A 22,840-nucleotide genomic window follows, 5' to 3' on the forward strand; every position below is an offset into this window, starting at 1 on the left:
TTCAGGCCTCGATCTGCGCAGGTTCGGTGGCGCGACCGCTGGCCGCTGCTCCACGGATAGCCTCGACCAGCGCCAGCGTGCGGGCGGCGTCGGCGGCACTCACCAGCGGTTCGACTTCCCGGCGTGCGACGCGGACGAAATGCTGCAATTGCAACCGCAGGGCTTCGTCAGGCGTGAACGGTTCATCGACCGCCAGCAACGGCTCGTGCCAACCGGCGTCCACCTGATCGGCGCGGTAATGCCAGCGCTTGAGTTGCGGAATGCTCAAGGCCCCGGCCGTTCCCGCCAGCAAGTAACAAGGCTGTTCGGCATGGCACGGATAGACCGGATTCTCCCCGGAGTTCAACTCCCAGCTCCACGGCGCCGCCACCGCATCGGAACCGGTCAGGGTGCCCAGCGTTCCGCCATCGAACTGCAGCAGGATTGCCGCGCTGTCTTCATTGGCAAAACCGCGCACCGAACGGTCGGTGATTGCCTGCACCGAACGTACTTCTCCGCACAGATGACGCAGCAGATCGAGGTCGTGAATCAGATTGGTCAGCAGCAGTCCGGCACCGGCTTCGCGCCGCCACGCGGTTTCAAAATAGTGGTCGGGTTTGCGCAACTGGAACAACGCAGTCACCAGCGTCAGCCGCCCCAATGCTCCGCCCTTGACCAGTTCATGGGCCCGCACGATCAACGGATTGTGCCGCCGATGATGACCAACCAACACCGGCACGCCGCTACGCTTCACCGCTGCCACCAGCTCCCGCGCCTCATCCAGATGCACACCCACCGGTTTTTCCAGCAACACCGGAACACCAGCGGCCAGGCAATCCAGTGCGGTGCTGACGTGCTGATTATTCGGATTGGCGACGATGACTGCGTCTGGCCGGTTCTGTTCCAGCATCTGACGGTGATCGGCGAAATGCGCCACACCCCACTCCGCCGCCAGGGCCGGTGCCTGAAGGCCGGGATCGGCCACGGCGCATAACGTGGCCTCAGTGAGATGTTTCAGGTGCCGGTAATGTTGCTGGCCCATACTACCGGCGCCGATCAAGGCGATGCGAAGGGGCGGGTTCAAGGTGCGATCCTCTTGTGATTGTTGTGGGAAAACTCACTCAACCAACAATTTAGAACCCGGTTCCAGATTCTCACACCCATGCGACTGAAAAGTGGGCGAACAGCGCACAGCTTTGCTTAAACGAACAACTCCGAGGCCAGGCTCGCCGCCGACAGCTCCGCGGTAAACGTCAGCAGCAACGGCGCCAGTTCATGCAATCGCGCCGCCGGCATCCGGGCGCTTGGGCCGGCGATGCTGAGCACGCCAATCACCCGGCCATCGGCGGGATGCTTCACCACGGCAGCAATCGCCGAAGTGCCCACCGCCGAACTTTCTTCCACACAGGCATAGCCCTGTTCCCGGGCCACGCGCAGGCGTTCGAGCAGTTCAATATTGGAGCGCGGCGCGTTGGGCCCGATATCCGCCGGCACCTCCGCGCCCTGGCGTTCGACCAGCGACAACGCCTCGGCGTCACTCATGCACGCCAGCCACGCATGGCCCGATGCGGTGTAGAACAGCGGCGCATCGCGGCCCATATCCGGGTCGTAACGCAGGCCGGTGCGGGCGCCCTGGGCTTTGGCGATCCAGGTCTGGCGTTCGCCGTCGATCACGCCCAGACGCACCAGCTCACCGGTTTCCTGGGCCAGCCGATCGAGCACCGGCTGCACGATATCGGCACCGCTGCTCGACAGGTACTGAAAGCCCATCGCAACCAGTTTGGTCGACAGGTGATAACGCAACGTTTCCGGATTCTGCCGCACGTAACCCAGGCGGATCAGCTCGGCGAGCAGGCGGTGCGTCGCGCTCTTTGGAATGTCCAGTTGCTCGGCCAGGGTCTGCATCGGCAGCCCGCGCGGATCACTGGTGAGGCTTTCCAGCACGCTGAAAACCCGTTCGATTTGACTGCCGGCCATGGTGCGCTCTCGGTGAAATTTCGCCGATTCTAGAAGACATCCCGAGGAATGCGAAATCTGGAACCTGACGTCCGATAACCGCCCACTTTGCGCGTCAGTCGGGTTGATCTGCTTCACTCGCACTGGTTATTTTCTGGAACATGATTCTAAAAATAATTGATAGCTGGAGCGTTTCCTGATGCCTGCCCTTCCCGATATCGACTGCGACGTTCTGGTGGTCGGCTCCGGCGCCGCCGGTTTGTCGGCCGCCGTCACCGCCGCCTGGCATGGCTTGAAGGTCATCGTGGTGGAAAAGGATCCGGTGTTCGGCGGCGCCACCGCCTGGTCCGGCGGCTGGGCGTGGGTGCCACGCAATCCGCTGGCCCGGCGCGCCGGGATCGTCGAAGACGTGGAACTGCCGCGCACCTACCTGCGCCACGAACTCGGCAAACACTACGACCCGGCCATGATCGACGCCTTCCTTGAAGCCGGCCCGCGCATGGTGGCGTTCTTCGAACAACACACTGCCCTGCAATTTGCCGACGGCAACGCCATCGCCGACATCCACGGCGAAACACCGGGCGCCGGCACCGGCGGACGCTCGGTGATTGCCGCGCCCTATGACGGACGAAAGGTCGGACGCCTGCTCAAACGTCTTCGTACAACCATGCGCGAAACATCGTTCATGGGCATGCCGATCATGGCCGGCGCGGACCTGTCGGCGTTTCTCAATCTGACTCGCTCGCTGTCGGCGGCCTGGCACGTGACCCGGCGTTTCACTCGCCACCTGCTGGACCTGGCGCTGCACGGCCGGGCGATGCAACTGGTCAACGGCGTGGCGCTGGTCGCTCGGCTGGCGAAATCCGCCGAAGACCTAGGCGTACTGCTGTGGGAATCGGCGCCAGTGACTGAACTGCTGCGCGACGAATCACGCATCACCGGCGCTCACGTGCACACCGCGAAAGGCCCGGTCACTGTCCATGCGCGCAAGGGCGTGGTGCTCGCGGCCGGCGGATTTGCCAACGACATCGAGCGGCGCAAGGCCTTGTTCCCGCGCACGCCCACCGGTCACGAACATTGGGCGCTGCCTCCGCTGGCAGTTAATGGCGATGGCCTGCGGATGGGTGAAAACGTCGGAGGCCGGGTCAACACCGATGTGGCCTCGCCCGTGGCGTGGGCGCCGGTCTCGCAGGTGCCACATTCCGACGGCAGCATCGGCCATTTCCCACACATCATCGAACGCGGCAAACCGGGCGTCATCGGCGTGCTGCGCAACGGCCAGCGCTTCGTCAACGAAGCCAACGGCTATTACGACTATGTCAGCGCCATGGTCGCCGCGGCCCCTGAAGGCGAAGAAGTCGCTTCGTGGCTGATCTGCACCCGCGCGTTCCAGCGCCGTTACGGGCTCGGCATGTCTCGGCCGTTTCCGGTTCCGGTGTCAGGTTTTATCCGCAGCGGCTATCTGAAAACCGGCAATACCCTTGAGGAATTGGCCACCGCATGCGGCATCGATCCGAACGGTTTACGCGCCACTCTGCATGACTACAACCACCATGCCCGGCACGGCGAAGACCCGCTGTTCGGTCGCGGCTCGACGCCGTACAACCGCAAACAGGGCGATCCGGCGCGACAGCCCAATCCGTGCGTGGCGCCTATCGAACAGGGCCCGTTCTACGCGGTGAAGGTGCAGCCGGGCTGCTTCGGCACCTTCGCCGGGCTCAAGGTCAACCCGCATGCGCAGGTGCTCGACGCCGAAGACCGGCCTATCCCCGGGCTGTACGCTGCCGGTGGCGACATGGCCAGCATCATGGGCGGGCATTATCCGGCGGGCGGGATCAACCTCGGCCCGGCGCTGACGTTCGGTTACATCGCAGCCCGGCACATGGCGGGCGTCACGGCTTTCGAACAGGAGAACGACCATGCAGCACATCGTTAACAGACAAGGACTGAACCTGCCAAAACTCGGCCTCGGCACCTGGCCGATGCTCGGCGACGAATGCACCCGCGCCGTGGAGCAAGCCCTGGAACTCGGTTACCGCCACATCGACACGGCAGCGGCCTACAACAACGAAGACGCAGTCGGACAGGCCCTGGCGAATACGCCGACACCCCGCGAGCAGATCCACGTCACCACCAAGGTCTGGTGGGACCAGTTGCAACCGGACGCCATGCGTCACTCGCTGGATCGCAGCCTCAAGGCCTTGCGCAGCGAGTACGTCGACCTGTTCATGATCCATTGGCCGACCACCGACTGGGATTTGCCGCGCACCCTCGAAACCCTCGCGTCGTTCAAAGAACAGGGGCTGGCTCGCAACATCGGTGTGGCGAACTTTCCGCTGCCGCTGCTGCGCAAAGTCGTCGAGGAATACGGCATTCCTCTGTCAGCCATCCAGGTCGAGTACCACGTCCTGCTCGGACAAAACGCCCTGCTCGGCTACGCCCGTCAACACGATCTGGCGCTGACGGCCTACACGCCGCTGGCGCGTAACAAGGTCTCGGAGATTCCACAGATTCAGCAGATCGCCGAAAAACACGGCGTGCTGCCGACCCAAATCGCGCTGAAGTGGCTGCTGGATCAGGACAACGTCGCGGCGATTCCCAAGGCCAGCAGCAAAACCAATCAACTGGCCAACCTGGCATCGCTGAAGGTCGAACTGGATGACGACGACCGAGCGCTGATCGCTGCGCTGCCCAAGCGCGAACGTCAGGTCAGCCCGGACTTCGCGCCGGTGTGGGATGCCTTCGACCGCTGACACCTGACTCGGCAAAAGAAAACCGCCGGCGGATTGAATTCCCGGCGCTCATGCTCGTCAATAACAGGCGCGCCCTCGTCACCCCGAGGCCGGGCCTTTGTGCCTGTGTGCGAATAGACGGACGACCGGACTGGCGCCACACTCACACACCAGCAACACTCATCACCACGATCAGACAGAGGATTCCCACATGCTATGGAAAAAAGGCCGACGCAGTGACAACGTCGTCGATGCCCGTGGCGATGACATGGGAGGTGGCGGCGGCATGCGTTTCGGCGGTGGCAAGGGCCTGAGCCTCGGCGCGATTCTGCTGATCGTCGGCATTGGCTGGATCACCGGGCAGGACCCGCTGCAGATTCTCGGCCAACTGACCGGGCAGATGTCCGAGCAACCAGCCCCTTCTTCGCAAACCCGCCAGGCGCCGCCGGCCAACGATGAACAGGCCGAATTCGTGCGCTCGATCCTTGGTGACACCGAAGACACCTGGGGCGCGATCTTCCAGCAGGCCGGCCGCCAATACAAAGACCCGACCCTGGTGCTGTTCAGCAACCGGGTCAATTCAGCCTGTGGCATGGCCACCTCGGCCACCGGCCCGTTCTATTGCCCGGCAGACCAGAAGGTCTATCTGGACATGGCGTTCTTCCAGGAAATGTCCCAGCGCTTCAAGGCGGCCGGCGACTTCGCCCAGGCCTACGTGATCGCTCACGAAGTCGGACACCATGTGCAGACGCTTCTCGGCGTCTCGGCGAAAATTCAGGCCGCCCGCCAGCAAGGCCGGCAGATGCAAGGTGATGGCGGTCTGCTGGTGCGTCAGGAACTGCAGGCCGATTGTCTGGCCGGCGTCTGGGCCTACAACGCGCAGAAACGTCTGAACTGGCTGGAACCGGGCGACATCGAAGAAGCCTTGAACGCGGCGAACGCCATCGGTGATGATCGCCTTCAACAACAGGGTCAGGGTCGTGTGGTACCGGACTCGTTTACCCACGGTACGTCGGCGCAAAGGGTGCGCTGGTTCAAAACCGGATTCGCCCAGGGCCAGGTCGGCCAGTGCGATACCTTTGCGGCGAAAAACCTGTAAATGCATAAATGGCTGCTGGCTTTACTGTTGATCGGCGGCACCGCGCAAGCGGCCGGCGTCGACGCAATCAGTCCCGGGCGCCTGCAATTGCAGGCCGGCGAAATGGCGGTGGGCATCGGTCCGGCGCCGGCGAAAATCGAGCGGGTGCTGATCGTCATTCATGGCAAGCTGCGCAACGCCGAAACCTATCGCAAAAGCGGCGAAGCCGCGGCGGAACTGGCCGGGCAAACCGTCAACACCCTGGTGATCGCCCCGCAGTTTCTCAACGAAAGCGATGTTGCTCTCTATTCGTTGCCCGCCAGCGTGTTGCGCTGGAAGGGTAATGAATGGATGGGTGGCGGGTTATCCACAGGGCCGAACCCGCTGAGTTCCTACGCCGCACTGGACGAAATCGTCGGGCGGCTGATCGATCGCAAGCAATTTCCAGACGTGAAGCAGATCGTGATCTTCGGCCACTCCGGCGGCGGTCAGGTGGTGCAGCGCTATGCCCTGCTCGCCCGCGAACAACCGGCACTCAAGGCTGAAGGCATTCGCTTGCGCTACGTGGTGGCCAATCCGTCGTCCTACGCCTACTTCAATGAGCAACGACCGGTGGCGTTCGATCATGCGCAGTGCCCGGGCTTCAACCGCTGGAAGTACGGTCTGGTGGATCCGCCGATCTACTCGGGTGGGCAAACGCCCGCACAGCTTGAAGGCAGTTACGTCAAACGCGAGGTGATTTATCTGCTGGGCCAGCAGGACACCGACCCGCAACACCCGGCGCTGGACAAGAGCTGTGCCGCCGAAGCACAAGGCGCCTATCGCCTGATGCGCGGAAAAATGTTTTTCAGCTATCTACTGCGCCGGCATCCGGAAGGGGTGAATCAGCGGCTGGTGGAAGTGCCCGGCGTCGGGCATAACGGCGACGGCATGCTGACCTCACCGGAAGGTCAGAAAGCTCTATTCGAGCAGTAAGTTGTTGGGTGGAGGGTCGGGCCTCTTCGCGAGCAAGCCGCTCCCACATTTGGAATGCATTCCCCTGTGGGAGCGGGCTTGCTCGCGAAAGCGTCCGTGCAGACAACGCAGGTCTCAGGCCAAAAGCATCTGCCGCAACTCCACACAATCCTTCGCGTGCCAGTCGGTCAGCTCCGGCCATGGATTATCCGGCAGGTTCACCAGCACCGTGTGCGTGCCCGCCGCCCGACCGCAATCAAGATCAAACCGGTAATCACCAACCATCACCATCTCGCTCGCCGGCACTTGCCAGGCTTCGGCCAGTTTCAGCAGACCACCCGGATGCGGTTTCGGCGGCGCTTCATCGCGGCCCAGCACATCGTCAACCGCGAAGCAGTCGGCCAGGCCGATGGCCTCCAGCGTCACATGGGCCAGCTCCCGCGCATTGCGGGTCAGGATGCCGAGGCGATAACCCCGAGCGTGCAGGTCGCGCACCAACTCCACCGCGCCGACCGCCGGGGTCGAGCCGAGCGCCAGATCCCGCTCATGTTCCAGCAGCCACGCGTGTTTTGCCGCCGCTTCTTCGGCAGGCAATGCTGCGAGATGCGTGAGGATGTCGTCCTCCGGCGGGATCGCCAGCGCCACGCGAATCGCCGCGAAGTCATGCACGGCCACGGTCAGGGTGCCGTCCATGTCGAACACCCAGTGCCGCACATCCGCCAGACTCATGCCCAGTCCTTGCGATGACGGATCAGGCCTTCCTGGGTCACCGACGCCACCAGTTGCCCGGCGCGGTTGAACACGCTGCCACGGGAAAAACCACGGGAATTGCCGGCCCACGGGCTGTCCATGGCGTAGAGCAACCAGTCATCGGCGCGCAGGTCGTTGTGGAACCACAACGCGTGGTCGAGGCTGGCGACCTGCATGTCTTTCTGCCAGACCGATTTGCCGTGCGGCAGCATCGAGGTGGTCAGCAGGCCGAAGTCCGAGGCATAGGCCAGCAGGTATTTGTGAAGCGCCGGAATGTCGGCCAACGCGCCATCCGCACGGAACCACACGTACTTGATCGGGTCCGCCGGTTGCGGGTTGTACGGGTCTTTTTCGGTGACCGGGCGCACTTCGATCGGTTTCGGGCACAGCAGCTTTTCGCGCATGTGTTCCGGAATCAGGTGCGCGCGTTGCTGGGTCAGTTCCAGCTCCGACGGCAGGTTTTCCGGGCCGACCACTTGCGGCATCTGGCTCTGGTGCTCGAAGCCTTCTTCGTCGTACTGGAACGAAGCGCTGCAGGTGAAAATCGGGTGGCCCTTCTGGATCGCGGTCACGCGGCGGGTGCTGAAACTGCCGCCATCCCGCACGCGGTCAACCGAGTAAACCACCGGCAACTTGGCATCGCCCGGACGCAGGAAATAACCGTGCATCGAATGCACATGACGGGTTTCTTCAACGGTCTGACTGGCCGCCGACAGCGACTGGCCGAGCACCTGGCCGCCGAACAACTGGCGAAAGCCCAGATCCTGACTGCGACCACGGAACAGGTTTTCCTCGATCGGTTCGAGGGTCAGCAGATCCACCAGATCTTCCAACACTTGGCTCATTCAGACTCTCCTCACACAAAGCAATGCCGCGCAGTCTTGGCTGCGGCGACCAATTCAGATTCTGGCGCGAGCCATGATCGCGCCATTGTAAACGTCCGTGTCGGCTTAGCCATGCAAGGTCTGCAGCCATTGCTCCCTGGTGATGCGGTACAGCAGATGTCGACGCAGCGGGTGATCAACCGCCAGTTTCGGGTGATCGAAATCATGGGCCGGGTCGTGATGCATGCCGATGGCCTGCATGACCTTTTCCGACGGCAGATTGCTCTGTGCGGTGAACGCCACAATCTCCTTCAGGGCCAACCGGTCAAAGCCGCAACGCAACGCAGTCCACGCCGCCTCGCTGGCATATCCCAGGCCCCAGTGTTCCTTCGCCAGACGCCAGCCGATTTCCACCGCCGGGGTGAACGGGGCATCGAAACCGACCACGCCGAGTCCGGTAAAGCCGATAAACTCACCGGTGTCCTTGCGCTCCAGTGCCCACAGGCCGAAGCCGTGTTCGGCAAAATGGCCGCGCACACGGCCGATCAGCGCCGCGCTTTCCAGCCGGCTCAAGGGCGCAGGAAAGTAGCGCATCACCTGCGGATCGGCGCACATCGCCGCAAATGCCGGCAGATCAGCGTCCTGCCACTGACGCATCAGCAGTCGCGCGCTTTCCAGCTCAAGTATCGGCTCCATCGTGCCCCTCCGTTTCCATGCCGCAAGTCTACATCGCTGGTAGGCTTTGCACTCTTTCCTACAGCCTTTATGAATAGTCCGCCATGCCATTGCCGCTGATCTACCACGAAGACTACAGCCCCGAGTTTCCGGCGGATCACCGCTTTCCCATGGACAAGTTCCGCCTGCTGCGCGATCACCTGGTGGACAGCGGCCTGACTCGCGACGAAGACCTGCTGCGCCCTGAACTGTGCCCTGCCGACATCCTCGCCCTGGCCCATGACCGCGGTTATATCGAACGCTACATGAGTGGCGAGTTGTCCCGCGAAGACCAGCGGCGCCTCGGTCTGCCGTGGAACGAAGCTCTGGCCCGACGCACCGTACGGGCGGTCGGCGGCTCGATTCTCGCGGCAGAGAAAGCCTTGGAGCATGGCCTGGCCTGTCACTTGGCCGGCGGTACTCATCACGCCCACTACGACTACCCCGCCGGGTTCTGCATCTTCAATGACCTGGCGATCATCAGTCACTACCTGCTGCAAAGCGCCCGGGTGAACCGGGTGCTGATCTTCGATTGCGACGTGCATCAGGGCGACGGGACTGCACGAATTCTGCACAACACCCCGGAAGCCATCACCGTTTCCCTGCACTGCGAAAAGAACTTTCCTGCACGCAAAGCCGAAAGCGATTGGGACATTCCGCTGCCCAACGGCATGGGCGACGCCGATTACCTGAAAGTCGTCGATGACGCGCTCAACTATCTGCTGCCGCTGTATCAGCCGGATCTGGTGCTGTACGACGCCGGCGTCGACGTGCACAAGGACGACGCCCTCGGCTATCTGCAACTGACCGACGAAGGCGTCGCCGCCCGCGACGAAAGCGTGATGCGCCATTGCCTGGGCCGCGACATCCCGGTGGTCGGCGTGATCGGCGGCGGTTACAGCAAGGATCGCCACGCCCTCGCCCGCCGTCACGGGATCCTGCATCACAGTGCGCAGCGCGTCTGGCAGTCATCGGGTTGTCATTGAGTTGTGCTGCGTTACCCACAATGGCTGTGGAACGGCCTGTGGATAACCTGAGCGAAAGGGACTACAGCCCACGCTGAACATGGCTTGCAGCGCACTGGTTGTTTTTTGATCAGTCCTGACGAGGGCCGCTGCTGCTAGAATGCGCGGCTTATTCCGCCACGCTATTGCCGCTGCCATGACCCAGACTTCCACCGCCCTTCCCGCTCACGTCGCCATCATCGGCGGTGGCCCCGCCGGCCTGATGGCCGCCGAAGTGCTGAGCCAGGCCGGAGTCAGCGTCGATCTGTACGACGGCATGCCCTCGGTGGGCCGCAAGTTCCTGCTGGCCGGGGTTGGCGGCATGAACATCACCCATTCCGAAGCCTGGCCGGCGTTCCTCTCGCGCTACGCCGAACGCGCCCCGAACATTGCCCCGCTGCTGCGCGCATTCGACGCCGACGCCCTGTGCCGCTGGATTCACGAACTGGGCATCGAAACTTTCATCGGCAGCTCCGGCCGGGTGTTCCCCACCGACATGAAAGCCGCGCCATTGCTGCGCGCCTGGCTCAAGCGCCTGCGCGACAGCGGCGTGGTTATCCACACCCGCCACCGCTGGCTCGGCTGGGACGAAAACGGCGCGCTGCGCATCGACAGCCCGGAAGGCGAGAAAACCCTTACCCCCGACGCCACCCTGCTCGCCCTCGGCGGCGGCAGTTGGTCGCGGCTGGGTTCCAACGGCGCGTGGATGCTGCCGCTGGAGCAACGCGGCGTAGGACTGGCGCCCTTGCAGCCAAGCAATTGCGGCTTCGAGGTGCAAGCCTGGAGCGAACTGATGGTCAGCAAATTCGCCGGCGCGCCGCTGAAAAATATCGCCATCGGTTTGAACGACGACGTTCCGCGTTTGGGCGAATGCGTGATTACCGCGACAGGGATTGAGGGCAGTCTGATCTACGCGCTGTCAGCTCCGATTCGTGAGGCGATCAACGTGTACGGTACAGCGACGATCCACATCGACCTGCTGCCCGGCCGGCCTGTGGATAAATTGCAGGCGGCGTTGAGCAAACCTCGGGGTTCGCGCTCGATGGCCAAGCATCTGCACAGTCAGGTCGGGATTGATGGGGTGAAAGCGGCGTTGCTGCGTGAACTCACTGATGCTGCGACGTTTGCCGATCCGGCACTGTTGGCTCGGGCGGTCAAGGCTTTGCCGCTGACGCTGGTGAAAACCCGGCCGTTGGATGAAGCGATCAGCAGTGCCGGTGGCGTGACGTTCGAAGCGATGGATGAGCGATTGATGCTCAAAGCGTTGCCGGGGGTGTTCTGTGCGGGGGAAATGCTGGATTGGGAAGCGCCGACTGGCGGGTATCTGCTGACGGCGTGTTTTGCCAGTGGCCGGGCGGCCGGAGCTGGAATGCTGGACTGGTTGAAACAGCGTAACTGATCGTTCCTGCATTGCGCGGGAACGACCCTTTCTGACGCTTAAGGCTTACGCTTACGCGGCCCGGTATTGAACACCGGCACTTTACGAACAGGCTTGATCGCCACCTCCGGCGCCGGGGTATCCCCGCTGTCCACCCACTTGCCCAGATTACGCTTGCCACCGCCGCCACCGGACGCTTTCGGCTTTTTCGGTTTCTTCGGCTTCTTGATCACCTGACCACTGGCATCGGTGTCCGGCACGCGGTGCTCGGGCACGAAATCCGGTTCAACCTCGCGCTTCAACGTGCTGCGGGTCAGCATTTCAATCGCCGACAACATATTCACTTCATCAGCGCACACCAGCGAAATCGCCTCACCGGTCGAACCCGCGCGGCCAGTGCGGCCGATACGGTGAATGTAATCCTCGGCCACGATCGGCAGATCAAAGTTGACCACCAGCGGCAGATCTTCGATATCCAGACCACGGGCAGCAACATCGGTCGCCACCAGAATCTGCACTTCGCTCAGTTTGAAACGATCCAACGCCCGCTGCCGGGTCGCTTGCGGCTTGTCGCCGTGGATGCCGTCGGCGTTCACGCCCAGGCCCTGGAGCTTCTCGACCAGCGCGTCCACACCATTACGGGTCTTGGCGAACACCAGCACTTGCTTCCACTTGTTCTTGCGCATCAGGTGCACGAACAGTTCCGGCTTGCGCTTCTTGTCCACCGTCACCACCCACTGCTTGACGGTGTTGGCGGCGACGTTACGCGGGCTGACTTCGATGCTCTGCGGATCGTTGAGCATCTGCCCGGCCAGCAGGCGGATGTCATCGGAGAAGGTCGCGGAGAACAGCAGCGTCTGACGTTTCTTCGGCAGCGCGCGGTAAATGTTCGCCAACTCCTCGGAAAAGCCCAGGTCGAGCATGCGGTCGGCTTCGTCCAGCACCAGGGTTTGCAGCTGGTTGAACTTCAGCGCGTTCTGGCGGAACAGGTCGAGCAGACGGCCCGGGGTCGCGACCAGCAGATCGACACCACCGCGCAGCTTCATCATTTGCGGGTTGATGCTGACGCCGCCGTACACCGCGTAAGTGCGCAATGGCAGGTTCTCGGCGTACTGGCGCACGGCTTCGTGGACTTGTTCGGCCAGCTCGCGGGTCGGCACCAGAATCAGCGCACGCACCGAGTTGGCGGTGACTTTCGGCCCTTCCATCGCCAGCAGTTGCAGCAGCGGCAAGGCAAAACCGGCGGTCTTGCCGGTGCCGGTCTGGGCCGCGGCCATCAGGTCGCGACCGGCCAGCACGGCCGGAATGGCTTGCGCCTGCACCGGCGTCGGGGTCTGGTAGCCGAGCTTCTCGAGGGAGCGCAGCAAGGGTTCGATCAGGCCAAGGGTGGCGAAAGTCATGGGAGTACCGTAGGAAAAAATCAGAGCATGTGTGCGATGACGCGCAGTTTACCCTAATTCCCACGCTGCTCCGTCGCTATGACCTTCGCTGCGGCAGCCGGCTCGCTGACCACCGGCGGCCGCGCCGGACGCCGCCACTGTGGCAGACTGATCAGCACCACCGCGCCGATAATCACCAGCATCGCCAGCGCCTCTTCGATGCCGATGGTCTCGCCGACAAACACGATCCCCAGCAACACCGCCACCGCCGGGTTCACGTAGGCATAACTGGTGGCCGCCGCCGGACGAACGTTTTTCAACAAGTACATGTAGGCGTTGAAGGCGATGATCGAGCCGAAGAAAATCAGGTACGCCAGCGCCAGCCAGCCTTCCAGCGGCGGCATGGCTTGCAAGTGTTCACCGCTGGCCGCGCTGCCGATCAACAGCACCACGCCGCCCACCAGCATTTCCACGGCACTGGCCATGGCGCCCTGGGGCAATGGCAGGTGTTTGCTCCACACCGAACCGAACGCCCAGCTCGCCGCCGCGAAAATCAGCAGTGCCGCACCCAGCGGACTCGATTGCAGGTTGGAGCCCATGTTGAGCATCGCGATACCGATAATCCCCATCACCACCCCGGCCCACTCCAGGCGGGTGTTGCGTGCGCCCCAGAAATAACCGCAGAGCAAAGTGAACAGCGGCACCGTCGCCACCGCCAGCGCAGCAACACCCGACGCCACGCCGCTGTGCTCGGCCAGCGTCACCGCGCCGTTGCCAAAACTGAGCAACAGAATCCCGATGATCCCCGCCGCTTTCCACTGCACCCAGGTCGGCGCCGGTGCCCCACGCCAGCGCAGGAACGCGTACATCAGCGTGCCGGCAATCACGAAGCGCACACCGCCGAGCATCAGCGGCGGCCAGTATTCGACGCCGATGCGGATCACCAGATAGGTCGATCCCCAAATCACGTACAACGCAAAAAACGCAGCGATCAAGGGCAAGGAAAAACGGCGCAAGGCAGACATGGGCAGCTCGAAAGTCAGACTCAGAGGATTGGTTATTCTAGAAAGGCCAACCGCTAAAAATAAGTTACAAAACCTGTTTATAGCGCCGGTACACTTTTGAAAACACGGAGATCGACGGCCAAAACCGCGATTTCGAAAGTCTGGCATTTTCAGGAGTCCGACCTTGGACAAATACGACCGCATGCTGCTCGGCGCCCTGCTCGAAAACGGTCGCGCGTCCTACGCCGACCTCGCCCGCAAAGTGAACCTCTCCGCCCCCGCCGTCGCCGAACGCGTGGCCAAACTCGAGGCAGCCGGAGTAATCACCGGGTATCAGGCGAACATCGACCTGTCGAAAATCGGCTTGCCGATCCAGTGCGTGATCGAATTGCGCCTCCACCAGAACGGCAGTCAAAAGGTCTACGACGAACTGGTGAAAATTCCGCAACTGACCGAGTGCTTTCGAGTGACGGGCGATCCGTGCGTGATCATGAAGGCCGCCGTGGGCTCGATGACCGAGCTGGAAGAGCTGATCAACCGGGTGGCGAAATTCGGCTTCAGCAAGACCTCGATCGTGTTGTCGAGCGCGATAGAGAAGCGGGTGCCGTTGGGGCATATCGAAGGGAATGGCAAACCCTGAGGCAAGCCCGCTCCCACAGGGAAATGTGTTTGCCTGAAAATCAGCGATAGCGCTGCAGGTGTTCGCCGACTTTGGCGGCCGGGACTTTCTGCAATTTGCACAGCAAGTCGTGCGACAGCTCGCGCACCCCATGCTTGTGCCGCAACTCATCCGCCAAATGCGCCAGCAGATTCGCCGCCATCTCCGCATCCGCCATCGCCCTGTGCGCCTGGCCGGTATGCGGTAACTGGGCAAAAGAGGTGAGCGTACCGAGCTTGTGGTTCGGCGCCGCCGGCATCAGGCGGCGGGCCAGCAGCAGCGAGCAGGCGAAGTTCTGCAGGCGGGTGCGTTTGATCCGGCCCAGTTCGAAGTCCCAGAACTTCTGGTCGAACGCGGCGTTGTGCGCCAGCAGGGGTGTGCAGCCGACGAATTCGTTGACTTCATTCATCACCTGTTCGGCCGGGGGCGCGGTGCGCAGCATGGCGTTGCTGATGCCGGTGAGTTGTTCGATGAAGGCCGGGATGCGGACGCCGGCGTTCATCAGGCTCTGGTAACGCTCGACGATGCGGCCGTTTTCCAGCATGACCACAGCGATTTCCGTGGCCCGGCAGCTGCTGCTCGGCGAGATACCGGTGGTTTCAAAGTCGATGACTGCAATGCGTTCCAAACCGGGTTCAACTCCGTTCAAATCAATTTTTAAGCAAAAGTGCGCCTTCAATCGGCACATAACGGCTGGCGGCGCGGATCAGCGAGTTGGCGGTCAGGCCGGGCACGCCGTAGGCCACCGCTTGCACGCCGTGTTTGTTGATGATGCGTTCGAGCAGCATGTCGAAGTCGCCATCACCGGAGGCCAGGACGACTTCGTCGACGTGGTCGGCGGCGTCCATGATGTCGAGGGTGATGCCCACGTCCCAGTCGCCCTTGGCCGAGCCGTCGCTGCGCTGGATGTAGGGTTTGAGTTTCACGGTGAAACCGAGGTTGCGCAGGATCTGCTGGAACTGCTGCTGTTTGCTGTCGCCCCGGTCGATCGCGTAGGCGTAGGCCTCGACAATCTGCCCGTGCTGGCTGACATCCGCCCACAGCGCCGCGTAGTTGAAGTGGCAACCATAGGCCTGGCGGACGGTGTAGTAGAGGTTCTGCACATCGGCGAACACTGCGATTTTTTTCACCGGAGTTCCTGTGAGCGCTGACGCGCATGAGCCGGATCAGGCACCAGGCCCGAAAAAGGCGCTCAGTATGCCAGCCCGAAGGAAGGTTCCGCGAATAATCGGCCCGGGGCGCTCAGGCGCCCCGGACGAATGGTGAGTCAGACGAAGGAATCGTCGTCATCAAAAAACGACGAGTTGTCATCGCTGTAGTCGGTGTCGGTGAAGCCACCCTGATTGTTGCCGAAGGAATCGTTGTTGGCCATGCGCTGGTCATCGCCCCAACCGTTATTACCTTGGTCGGCCACTTGCGCAGGCTCTTCCTTGATCACTTCGACGATTTCTACCGGCTGCTGGTTGTGATGGAACAGGCTGCTGATGCCTTGTGCCAGCATCACGCCACCCGCCACGCCGGCAGCGGTTTTCAGGGCGCCGCCGAGGAAGCTGCTGCCCGCAGCCGCGGCCGGTGCCGCTTGTTGCTGGCCATAACCCGGTGGTGGCGCGCCGAAGTTCTGTTGTGGCGCGGGTGCACCGAAGTTCTGCTGCGGAGCCGGTTCACGCCAACCGCCAGTGGACGCCGGGGCGCTCTGGGTCGGTGCCGGGCGTGAGCTGCTGCCGCCGAAGATGCTCGACAGGAAACCGCCGCCGCTCGGCGCCGGGGTTGCACTTTGCGCCTTGGCCGATTGCAGTTCGGCCTGCAGTTGCTGAACCTGTTGAGTCAATTGTTTGTTCTGTTCGTCGAGGCTCTTGATCGCGGCCTCCTGCACCAGAATCGCCTGGGTCATGAAATAGCCTGCGGCCGGCTGGCGCGTCAGGTGTTCCTTGATCCGCGCCTCGGCCAGGGCGTCGCGCGGGGCTGCCTCCGTTTCGGCCTGTTGCAGCCGGGAAAACAGTCCATCGATCAGGGTTTGCTCTTCGCTGTTCATGGCGACCTCGTAGATTGCCGGGGATAACGTTGCCCTCGTCCACGGTGGAGGAGGCGCACCTACGTAATGGAGGCAGTGACAGAATGTTTCAATGGTCTTTACCGAACGTTTACGTTTGCGCCCTTCAGCACATCATCGGTTAAAGTGAGCCACTGTTTTTGACCTGCGATACCGACTGATGAATGCCTTCGATGTGCTGCGTGACTCTCTGTATTTCTTTAAACGCAATCTGGCCCGGATCGTCCAGCTGTGCCTGCCGCTGGTGATCCTCGAAGCCGCGCTGCAACAGGTGGTCGATCACGCCAGCGACCCGGACGGTTATTCGGCCATCAGCGTGATCGTCGGCCTGCTGGTCTACCCGCTGTACACCGCTGCGCTGATCCTGTTTCTCGACGCCCGCACCCGTGGCGAATCCCCGCAAACCCTCGACTTGCTGGCGATGGCGGCGCGTTTGTGGCCGCGTTTTGCTGTGCTCACCGCACTCAACACGCTGCTGATCCTGCTCGGTCTGTCCCTGTATTTCCTGCCAGGCCTGTGGCTGATGGTCACCCTGGCCTTCGGTGAATACCTGCTGGTGCTGCGCGGCTACGGCCCGTTGCAGGCGATGAAGGAAAGCCTGCGCCTGAGCCGCGGGCATTTCCTGCGGATTCTGGTGTGCATCCTGTGTGTGATGGGGCCGTTGTGGCTGCTCAAGGGTCTGACTCTGCAGGTGTATCCCGATCCGCAGAATCCTTTGATCGCGGTACTGATCGACAGTGGTCACAGCTTCCTGCAGCTGTTCACCAGCGTGGTGCTGTTCCGCCTGTTCATGCTGATCAGCGAATTGCCCGACAAACGTGACGGAAGGGTCTGACCGCTCTGAGCTTGGGCTGAGCGACGGGTCTCGGGTATGCTCGGGACCACTTCCGTATCGCTATAAGCCGAGCCATGACCCGTCTACTGCGCTACATCCTGCTCTTCGTGCTGCTGGCCGTCGCCCTGATCGGCGTGATGATTTTCAGCCTGACCTGGCGCCCCGACGCCCGGGAGACCCTGCCGGTCAGTTGCATCGGGCAACCGCCAACACTGGTGCCCGGCCAGGCGCTGAAGGTCATGACCTGGAACGTGCAATACCTGGCCGGCAAGCGTTATGTGTTCTGGAACGACCTGGCCCACGGCGATGATGAGGCCCCGACTCAGGAAGACATGGCGTTCAGCCTTGACGAAGTGGCCCGGGTGATCCGCGACGAGCAACCCGACGTGGTGTTGATCCAGGAACTGGATGATGGCGCCAAGGCCAGCGACTATCAGAACCAGCTCAAGCTGTTGCAGGAACGCCTCACCGACCTCTACCCGTGCAGCGCCCACGCCTTCGACTGGAAGGCCGATTTCGTCCCGGATCCGCATATCTTCGGCAGCGTCGGCCGGCAACTCGCGACCCTCAGCCGCTACCGCATCGAACACGCCGAGCGCCTGCAACTGCCGGTGCAGCCGTCGAACATCATCAACCGTCAGTTCCAGCCGAAAAACGCCCTGCTCGCCACCACCCTGCCGCTCAGCGATGGCGGGCAACTGATGGTGTTCAACACGCATCTGGATCGCGCCGTGCAGCCGGACGAAACCTTGCAGGCGCAGGTGACGGCGGTGGCCAAGGTTCTCGACAAACACGAAAGCCAAGGCACGCCGTGGCTGATCGGAGGCGACTTCAACCTGTTGCCGCTCGGCCAGTACCGGCGCCTGCCGGTCGAACAGCGCACGCCCTACTCCGTGGACAGTGCGCTGCACCTGTTGTGGGACAAGTACCCGATGATCCCGACCAACAATGAAGCCAGCGGCATCGACCGCGCCAAATGGCTGACCCATTACCCCAACGACCCCGGCCTCAACGGCCCGGACCGCACGGTCGACTACCTGTTCTACAGCCCGAAGATCAAACGGGTCGAAGCCACGGTGCGTCAGGACGATACCCTGCGCATTTCCGATCATCTACCGGTGATTGCGCGGTTCCTCCTGCCACCCAACTGACCTCAGTGAGCCTCTTCGAGATCGTCGTGCAACAGCCCGAAGATCTGCCGTTTCATGTCGATGAACGAGCGCTCCATGACCATATCCAGCGTGCGCGGTCGTTCGATCGGCACATCCAGGATCTGCTTGATCCGTCCCGGCCGCGCGCCCATCACATACACCCGGTCGCCGAGCAGGATCGCCTCGTCGATATCGTGAGTGACGAACAACACAGTCTTCTTGCTGTTGCCCCACACCCGTAATAACAGCTGCTGCATTTGCAGGCGGGTCTGGCTGTCGAGGGCGCCGAAGGGTTCGTCCATCAGCAGGATCTGCGGGTCGTTGGCCAGCGCCCGGGCAATCGCCACCCGCTGCATCATGCCGCCGGACAGCTGCTTGGCGTAGTTGTCGGCGAAGCCGGACAAACCGACTTCGTGGACATAGTGATCGACGATCTCCTTGCGCCGCGCCGCCGGCATGCCCCGGCGCTTGAGGCCGAACTCGACGTTCTGCCGCACCGTCAGCCACGGGAACAGCGTGTAGCTCTGGAACACCATCCCGCGATCAGCGCCGGGGCCTTGCACCTGCTGGCCGCCAACATAGATCTCGCCAGAGGTCGGCTCGGCCAGGCCGGCGGTGAGGTACAGCAGGCTCGACTTGCCACAACCCGATGGCCCGACCAGCACTGCGAATTGCTGATCCGGCACTTCGAACGACACTTCTTCCAGCGCGGTGAACGTACCGCCGCCGGGTTTGCTGTAGCGCAGGCTGACCTTGTCCACCTGCAACCTTGGCGCGGCGAGTGCCGGTGCGGCGACCGGTTCGATGAAACGACGGTTGGCAGCGGTTACTGAGCCCATGCGGCAATCCTCAAACGCAAAAAGCGGAACAGTTGATCGGTGACCAGACCCAGCAGGCCGATGATCGCGATGGCGAGAAAAATCACGTCGACCTGAAAGCCGCGCATGGCCTTGAGGCTCAAGTAACCGAGGCCACTCGAGGCGGCGACCAGTTCGGCGACCACCAGATAGGTCCAGGCCCAGCCCATGGTCACCCGCAGGGTGTCGAGCACACCCGGCAACGACGCCGGGGCGATCACATGCAGCACCGCGTCACGCCGGTTGGAACCGAGGGTGTAGGAGGCGTTGATCAAGTCCTTGGAGATGCCTTTGGACACGTCCGCGATCATCACCAGTTGCTGGAAGAACACGCCGAAAATGATCACCGACACCCGTTGCTCCAGACCGATGCCGATCCACAGGATGAACAGCGGCACGAACGAGGTCACCGGCAGGTAGCGGATGAAGTTCACCAGCGGTTCAAGGAACGCCTGGACGATGCGAAAGCTGCCCATCAGCAGACCCAGGGGCACCGCCACCAGCGACGACACGATGAAGCCAACCATCACCACTTCGACACTGGCCCAGACATGCTGGCCGAGGGTGCCGTCGCGGCTAAGGCGCACCGCCGCTTCAACCACCGCACCGGGCGTCGGCAGAAACATCCCCGGCACGATGCCGCCGTAGGACAACCCGGCCCACAGGCCGACCAGCAACACCCAGGCCAGACCGCTGGCGCTCCATACCACCGGCACCGGCAATCCGGTCTTCGGCGTGATGCAGCGGCTCAGCCATGAATTGCGCTTGAACATGACCAGTCTCCTAGAGCGGGCTGACGAAACGGTTATCCACCAGATCGTCGTTGCTGACGTTGTAGGGCTTGCCCTGCAATTCACTGGCGGTTTCGTTGGCCAGTTTGATCAGCGGTGCGCTGTCACCCGGCTTGCCCGGCGAGCCAAGGAGTTTTTCGCTCATGGCCTGATCGTAGAAACGCACGCCCTGCGCGGCAGCGGCCAGTTCCTTCGGATCGGACAGGTAACCGCCGACGCCCTTGGCCATGATTTCGTAAGCTTGCTGTGGATGGTCCTTGGTGTACTGCACCGCTTTGTAGAGACCGGCGACCAGCGCCTTGACGTCTTCCGGCTGCTTCTCGATCACCGTGCAGTTGAGCGCCACCACATCGACGATCACCCCCGGCGTACTGCTGCTGTCGATCAGCACCTTGCCCTGCTGCTTGTCACGCACCATCGACAGATGCGGCTCCCAGGTCACGGCGGCCGGCACGCGACCGGCGATGAACGCGGTGGCGGCATCGTCGGCGGTCATGTTCTGCACGGTGATGTCGCTCATGCTCATGCCGTTCTTTTTCAGCAGGTACGAGAGCCAGAACTGCGAGGTCGACCCTTCGTTGACGGCCACGGCCTGGCCCTTGAGTTCTTGCAGGCTCTTCACGTTCTTGCCGACCAGCACGCCGTCGCCGCCATGGCTGTCATCCAGCGCGGCCACGGCCTTGAAGCAGAACTGCGGGCGGTACTTGAGCACTTCGTCGATGGTCGAGGCCGAGCCGGACAATTGCCCGGACGCCTGGGCGGCCATGTACATCGACGCTTCTTCGACCACCGGCAATTCGACGGTCAGGCCGTTCTCCTTGAAGTAGCCCAGATCCTGGGCCAGGTACAGGGTGCCGTAGCCGACCCACGTGGTGTGGCCGATCGACAAGGTGCCGGCCTGAGCGGCGGTGACGCAAAGGGCGGAAATCGCCAGAGGACCTGCAAGACGGGTAAACAAGGACTTGTTCATGGAGCACTCCCAACGCTGTTGATTTAGTTGTCATGGGCAGTACGGCCAGCCGTGGTGTCGCGATCGCACGCTGCGGTCTCTGCTGGACTCTGGCGGGCAATGCCTTGGCTGGCGAAATCGATGTTGACCCAGGCTTGGCGTCAGGAAAACGAGGAAATAGTTAGACGCGAACGATGAAAAAACTGGGTAGTGCGCACCGCGAAAGGGCGCGTCTGGCGGGGGTGCACGTAGGGGGTGCAAGACAGCAAAAACGATGTTGAATCGACTGACGCAATCGCGGGCAAGCCCGCTCCCACAGTTATCGAGGCGGATCACAATTTTGTGAACGACTGATAAACCTGTGGGAGCGAGCCTGCTCGCGATGGGGCCTTGAGCCCTACGAATACCTCAGAGCCGACCGTATTCCTGCGCCGTACGATCAACCGCTTTCAGGATCTTGCCCACCAGCTCGTCAATCTCTTCACGACTGGCAATCAGCGCCGGCGCCATGATCATCCGCCCCAGGGTCGAGCGAATGATCACCCCCTCCTCAAAACCAATCGTGCGGCAGCGCCAGGCGATGTCGTTCTCATTGGCGAAGCGCTTGCGCGTGGCCTTGTCTTCGGCCAGCTGCAACGCCGCGACCATGCCCGTGCCCTGGATATCGCCCACCAGCGGGTGATTGCCGAACACCTCGCGCAGGCACTGTTGCAGGTACGGGCCGATGTCGTCCTTGACCCGCGTCACCACGCCTTCATCGCGCAATGCCTTGAGGTTGGCAATCGCCACCGCCGCCGCCACCGGGTGCCCGGAATAAGTCAGACCGTGAGCGAACACACCGCCCTGCTCCACCAGCACGTCGGCCATTTTCTTCGACAGGATCAAACCACCCATCGGGATGTAACCGGAGGTCAGGCCTTTGGCGATGGACAGGGTGTCCGGCTCGAAACCGAAGTACTCGTGAGCGAACCACTCACCGGTGCGACCGAAGCCGCCGATCACTTCATCGGCGCACAACAGCACGTCGTATTTACGGCAGATGCGCTGGATTTCCGGCCAGTAGCTTTCCGGCGGGAAGATCATTCCGCCCGCGCCCTGGAACGGTTCGGCGATGAACCCGGCGACTTTATCCGCGCCCAGTTCGAGGATTTTCGCTTCCAGCTGCTGCGCCGCCCGCAGGCCGAACTCAGCCGGGGTCAGGTTGCCTTCGTGGGCGAAGAAGTACGGCTCGTCGATGTGCGCGATGTCGGGAATCATCCCGCCCATTTCGTGCATGAACTTCATGCCGCCGAGGGCCGTCGCGGCCAGGGTCGAACCGTGATAGCCGTTCCAGCGGCCGATCATGATTTTCTTCTCGGGCTTGCCCAGCACCTGCCAGTACCGGCGTACGGTACGGATCAGCACCTCGTTGGCCTCGGAGCCGGAGTTGGTGTAGATCGCGTGGCTGTAGTGCCCCGGCAGCAGGCTGAACAGCAGCTCGGAGAGCTCGATCACCTGCGGGTGGGTGGTGTGGAAAAACATGTTGTAGTACGGCAACTGCTCCAGCTGCCGGCTCGCCGCCGCGTTCAGATCCTTGCGCCCGTAACCGAGGTTGGTGCACCACAGCCCGGACATGCCGTCGAGGTAGCGCCGGCCGTCGTTGTCCCACAGGTGCAGGCGATCACCGCGCACCATCACCCGTGGGCCTTCGTCGTTGAGGGCCTTCTGGTCGACGAACGCATGAATGTGGTGCGCTGCATCGGCGGCCTGGTAGTCGCGGGTTTCACGTGAGGTGGTCATCGCCGGATCTCCTTTTTT

23 protein-coding genes are annotated in these 22,840 nt (G+C 62.5%); 9 read left to right on the plus strand and 14 right to left on the minus strand.

Going from position 1 to position 22,840, the window contains the following annotated elements; translation table 11 throughout:
• Window position 1: 1 nt before the first annotated feature.
• The gene (locus ACSPX5_RS19750) at window positions 2-1,063 is read right to left on the minus strand and encodes a Gfo/Idh/MocA family protein (RefSeq protein ID WP_439820121.1); all 1,062 of its coding nucleotides are present in this window, start codon (window positions 1,061-1,063) and stop codon (window positions 2-4) included.
• 116 nt (window positions 1,064-1,179) lie between these two features.
• Window positions 1,180-1,956, minus strand: a complete 777-nt coding sequence (locus ACSPX5_RS19755) for an IclR family transcriptional regulator (protein WP_169432024.1) — start codon at window positions 1,954-1,956, stop codon at window positions 1,180-1,182.
• Between the two features lie 178 nt (window positions 1,957-2,134).
• Between ACSPX5_RS19755 and ACSPX5_RS19760 the strand changes: the two genes are divergently transcribed.
• The 4 genes from ACSPX5_RS19760 to ACSPX5_RS19775 all read left to right on the plus strand — a co-directional run bounded on the left by ACSPX5_RS19760 (window position 2,135) and on the right by ACSPX5_RS19775 (window position 6,720).
• Window positions 2,135-3,871 (plus strand): FAD-dependent oxidoreductase, encoded by a 1,737-nt coding sequence (locus ACSPX5_RS19760; RefSeq protein WP_439820122.1) that lies wholly within the window; start codon window positions 2,135-2,137, stop codon window positions 3,869-3,871.
• Window positions 3,855-4,688: an aldo/keto reductase gene (locus ACSPX5_RS19765; protein WP_169432028.1), complete on the plus strand. Its 834-nt coding sequence runs from the start codon at window positions 3,855-3,857 to the stop codon at window positions 4,686-4,688. Before ACSPX5_RS19760 ends, ACSPX5_RS19765 begins: the two co-directional genes overlap by 17 nt.
• Before the next feature lie 190 nt (window positions 4,689-4,878).
• Window positions 4,879-5,766: a KPN_02809 family neutral zinc metallopeptidase gene (gene ypfJ / locus ACSPX5_RS19770; protein WP_169432029.1), complete on the plus strand. Its 888-nt coding sequence runs from the start codon at window positions 4,879-4,881 to the stop codon at window positions 5,764-5,766.
• On the plus strand, window positions 5,767-6,720 hold the full coding sequence (locus tag ACSPX5_RS19775; RefSeq protein WP_439820123.1) for an alpha/beta fold hydrolase: 954 nt from the start codon (window positions 5,767-5,769) through the stop codon (window positions 6,718-6,720).
• A gap of 114 nt (window positions 6,721-6,834) precedes the next feature.
• Here ACSPX5_RS19775 and ACSPX5_RS19780 read toward each other — a convergent pair whose 3' ends face one another.
• The 3 genes from ACSPX5_RS19780 to ACSPX5_RS19790 form a co-directional block, all read right to left on the minus strand.
• Window positions 6,835-7,428, minus strand: coding sequence for an HAD family hydrolase (locus ACSPX5_RS19780; protein WP_439820124.1), 594 nt, complete (start codon window positions 7,426-7,428; stop codon window positions 6,835-6,837).
• A complete protein-coding gene (gene tesB / locus ACSPX5_RS19785; RefSeq protein WP_085712241.1) occupies window positions 7,425-8,294 on the minus strand; it encodes an acyl-CoA thioesterase II in 870 nt (289 codons plus the stop codon). The genes ACSPX5_RS19780 and tesB overlap by 4 nt, the downstream gene beginning before the upstream one ends.
• A gap of 105 nt (window positions 8,295-8,399) precedes the next feature.
• The gene (locus ACSPX5_RS19790; RefSeq protein ID WP_169432032.1) at window positions 8,400-8,969 is read right to left on the minus strand and encodes a GNAT family N-acetyltransferase; all 570 of its coding nucleotides are present in this window, start codon (window positions 8,967-8,969) and stop codon (window positions 8,400-8,402) included.
• 83 nt (window positions 8,970-9,052) lie between these two features.
• Between ACSPX5_RS19790 and ACSPX5_RS19795 the strand changes: the two genes are divergently transcribed.
• Together ACSPX5_RS19795 and ACSPX5_RS19800 are read left to right on the plus strand one after the other, a co-directional pair.
• Window positions 9,053-9,973 carry a histone deacetylase family protein gene (locus ACSPX5_RS19795; protein WP_439820125.1) on the plus strand — a complete coding sequence of 307 codons (921 nt, stop codon included), beginning with the start codon at window positions 9,053-9,055 and terminating at the stop codon, window positions 9,971-9,973.
• A 175-nt stretch (window positions 9,974-10,148) separates the two neighbouring features.
• Window positions 10,149-11,390: a TIGR03862 family flavoprotein gene (locus ACSPX5_RS19800; protein WP_439820126.1), complete on the plus strand. Its 1,242-nt coding sequence runs from the start codon at window positions 10,149-10,151 to the stop codon at window positions 11,388-11,390.
• 38 nt (window positions 11,391-11,428) lie between these two features.
• On the opposite strand, the gene ACSPX5_RS19805 is transcribed toward ACSPX5_RS19800, so the two are convergent.
• Window positions 11,429-12,769, minus strand: coding sequence for a DEAD/DEAH box helicase (locus ACSPX5_RS19805; RefSeq protein ID WP_163976544.1), 1,341 nt, complete (start codon window positions 12,767-12,769; stop codon window positions 11,429-11,431).
• A 53-nt stretch (window positions 12,770-12,822) separates the two neighbouring features.
• Window positions 12,823-13,773: a drug/metabolite exporter YedA gene (yedA, locus tag ACSPX5_RS19810; protein WP_439820127.1), complete on the minus strand. Its 951-nt coding sequence runs from the start codon at window positions 13,771-13,773 to the stop codon at window positions 12,823-12,825.
• Between the two features lie 163 nt (window positions 13,774-13,936).
• Between yedA and ACSPX5_RS19815 the strand changes: the two genes are divergently transcribed.
• Window positions 13,937-14,392, plus strand: a complete 456-nt coding sequence (locus ACSPX5_RS19815) for an Lrp/AsnC family transcriptional regulator (RefSeq protein WP_169432036.1) — start codon at window positions 13,937-13,939, stop codon at window positions 14,390-14,392.
• 40 nt (window positions 14,393-14,432) lie between these two features.
• Here the strand turns inward: ACSPX5_RS19815 and ACSPX5_RS19820 are convergent, their stop codons facing one another.
• From ACSPX5_RS19820 to ACSPX5_RS19830, 3 genes are all read right to left on the minus strand, one after another.
• On the minus strand, window positions 14,433-15,038 hold the full coding sequence (locus tag ACSPX5_RS19820; RefSeq protein WP_323161187.1) for a 3'-5' exonuclease: 606 nt from the start codon (window positions 15,036-15,038) through the stop codon (window positions 14,433-14,435).
• Window positions 15,039-15,060: 22 nt separating this feature from the next.
• On the minus strand, window positions 15,061-15,540 hold the full coding sequence (locus ACSPX5_RS19825) for a LabA-like NYN domain-containing protein (RefSeq protein ID WP_439820128.1): 480 nt from the start codon (window positions 15,538-15,540) through the stop codon (window positions 15,061-15,063).
• A gap of 137 nt (window positions 15,541-15,677) precedes the next feature.
• Window positions 15,678-16,442, minus strand: coding sequence for a DUF2076 domain-containing protein (locus tag ACSPX5_RS19830; RefSeq protein ID WP_439820129.1), 765 nt, complete (start codon window positions 16,440-16,442; stop codon window positions 15,678-15,680).
• A 178-nt stretch (window positions 16,443-16,620) separates the two neighbouring features.
• On the opposite strand from ACSPX5_RS19830, the gene ACSPX5_RS19835 reads away from it, so the two are divergent.
• Together ACSPX5_RS19835 and ACSPX5_RS19840 are read left to right on the plus strand one after the other, a co-directional pair.
• Window positions 16,621-17,295, plus strand: a complete 675-nt coding sequence (locus ACSPX5_RS19835; protein WP_169432040.1) for a YciC family protein — start codon at window positions 16,621-16,623, stop codon at window positions 17,293-17,295.
• 74 nt (window positions 17,296-17,369) lie between these two features.
• Window positions 17,370-18,446: an endonuclease/exonuclease/phosphatase family protein gene (locus tag ACSPX5_RS19840; protein ID WP_439820130.1), complete on the plus strand. Its 1,077-nt coding sequence runs from the start codon at window positions 17,370-17,372 to the stop codon at window positions 18,444-18,446.
• Between the two features lie 2 nt (window positions 18,447-18,448).
• On the opposite strand, the gene ACSPX5_RS19845 is transcribed toward ACSPX5_RS19840, so the two are convergent.
• The 4 genes from ACSPX5_RS19845 to ACSPX5_RS19860 form a co-directional block, all read right to left on the minus strand.
• A complete protein-coding gene (locus ACSPX5_RS19845; protein WP_064382153.1) occupies window positions 18,449-19,285 on the minus strand; it encodes an ABC transporter ATP-binding protein in 837 nt (278 codons plus the stop codon).
• Window positions 19,273-20,076 carry an ABC transporter permease gene (locus ACSPX5_RS19850; RefSeq protein WP_007958721.1) on the minus strand — a complete coding sequence of 268 codons (804 nt, stop codon included), beginning with the start codon at window positions 20,074-20,076 and terminating at the stop codon, window positions 19,273-19,275. Before ACSPX5_RS19850 ends, ACSPX5_RS19845 begins: the two co-directional genes overlap by 13 nt.
• A 10-nt stretch (window positions 20,077-20,086) precedes the next feature.
• Window positions 20,087-21,064, minus strand: a complete 978-nt coding sequence (locus ACSPX5_RS19855) for an ABC transporter substrate-binding protein (RefSeq protein WP_169432042.1) — start codon at window positions 21,062-21,064, stop codon at window positions 20,087-20,089.
• A 387-nt stretch (window positions 21,065-21,451) separates the two neighbouring features.
• A complete protein-coding gene (locus ACSPX5_RS19860; protein ID WP_439820131.1) occupies window positions 21,452-22,822 on the minus strand; it encodes an aspartate aminotransferase family protein in 1,371 nt (456 codons plus the stop codon).
• Window positions 22,823-22,840: the final 18 nt, after the last annotated feature.

Origin of the sequence: Pseudomonas sp. HLG18 (assembly GCF_051903985.1) — a bacterium.
In the GTDB taxonomy this organism is placed as follows: Bacteria; Pseudomonadota; Gammaproteobacteria; order Pseudomonadales; family Pseudomonadaceae; genus Aquipseudomonas; species Aquipseudomonas fluorescens_BT.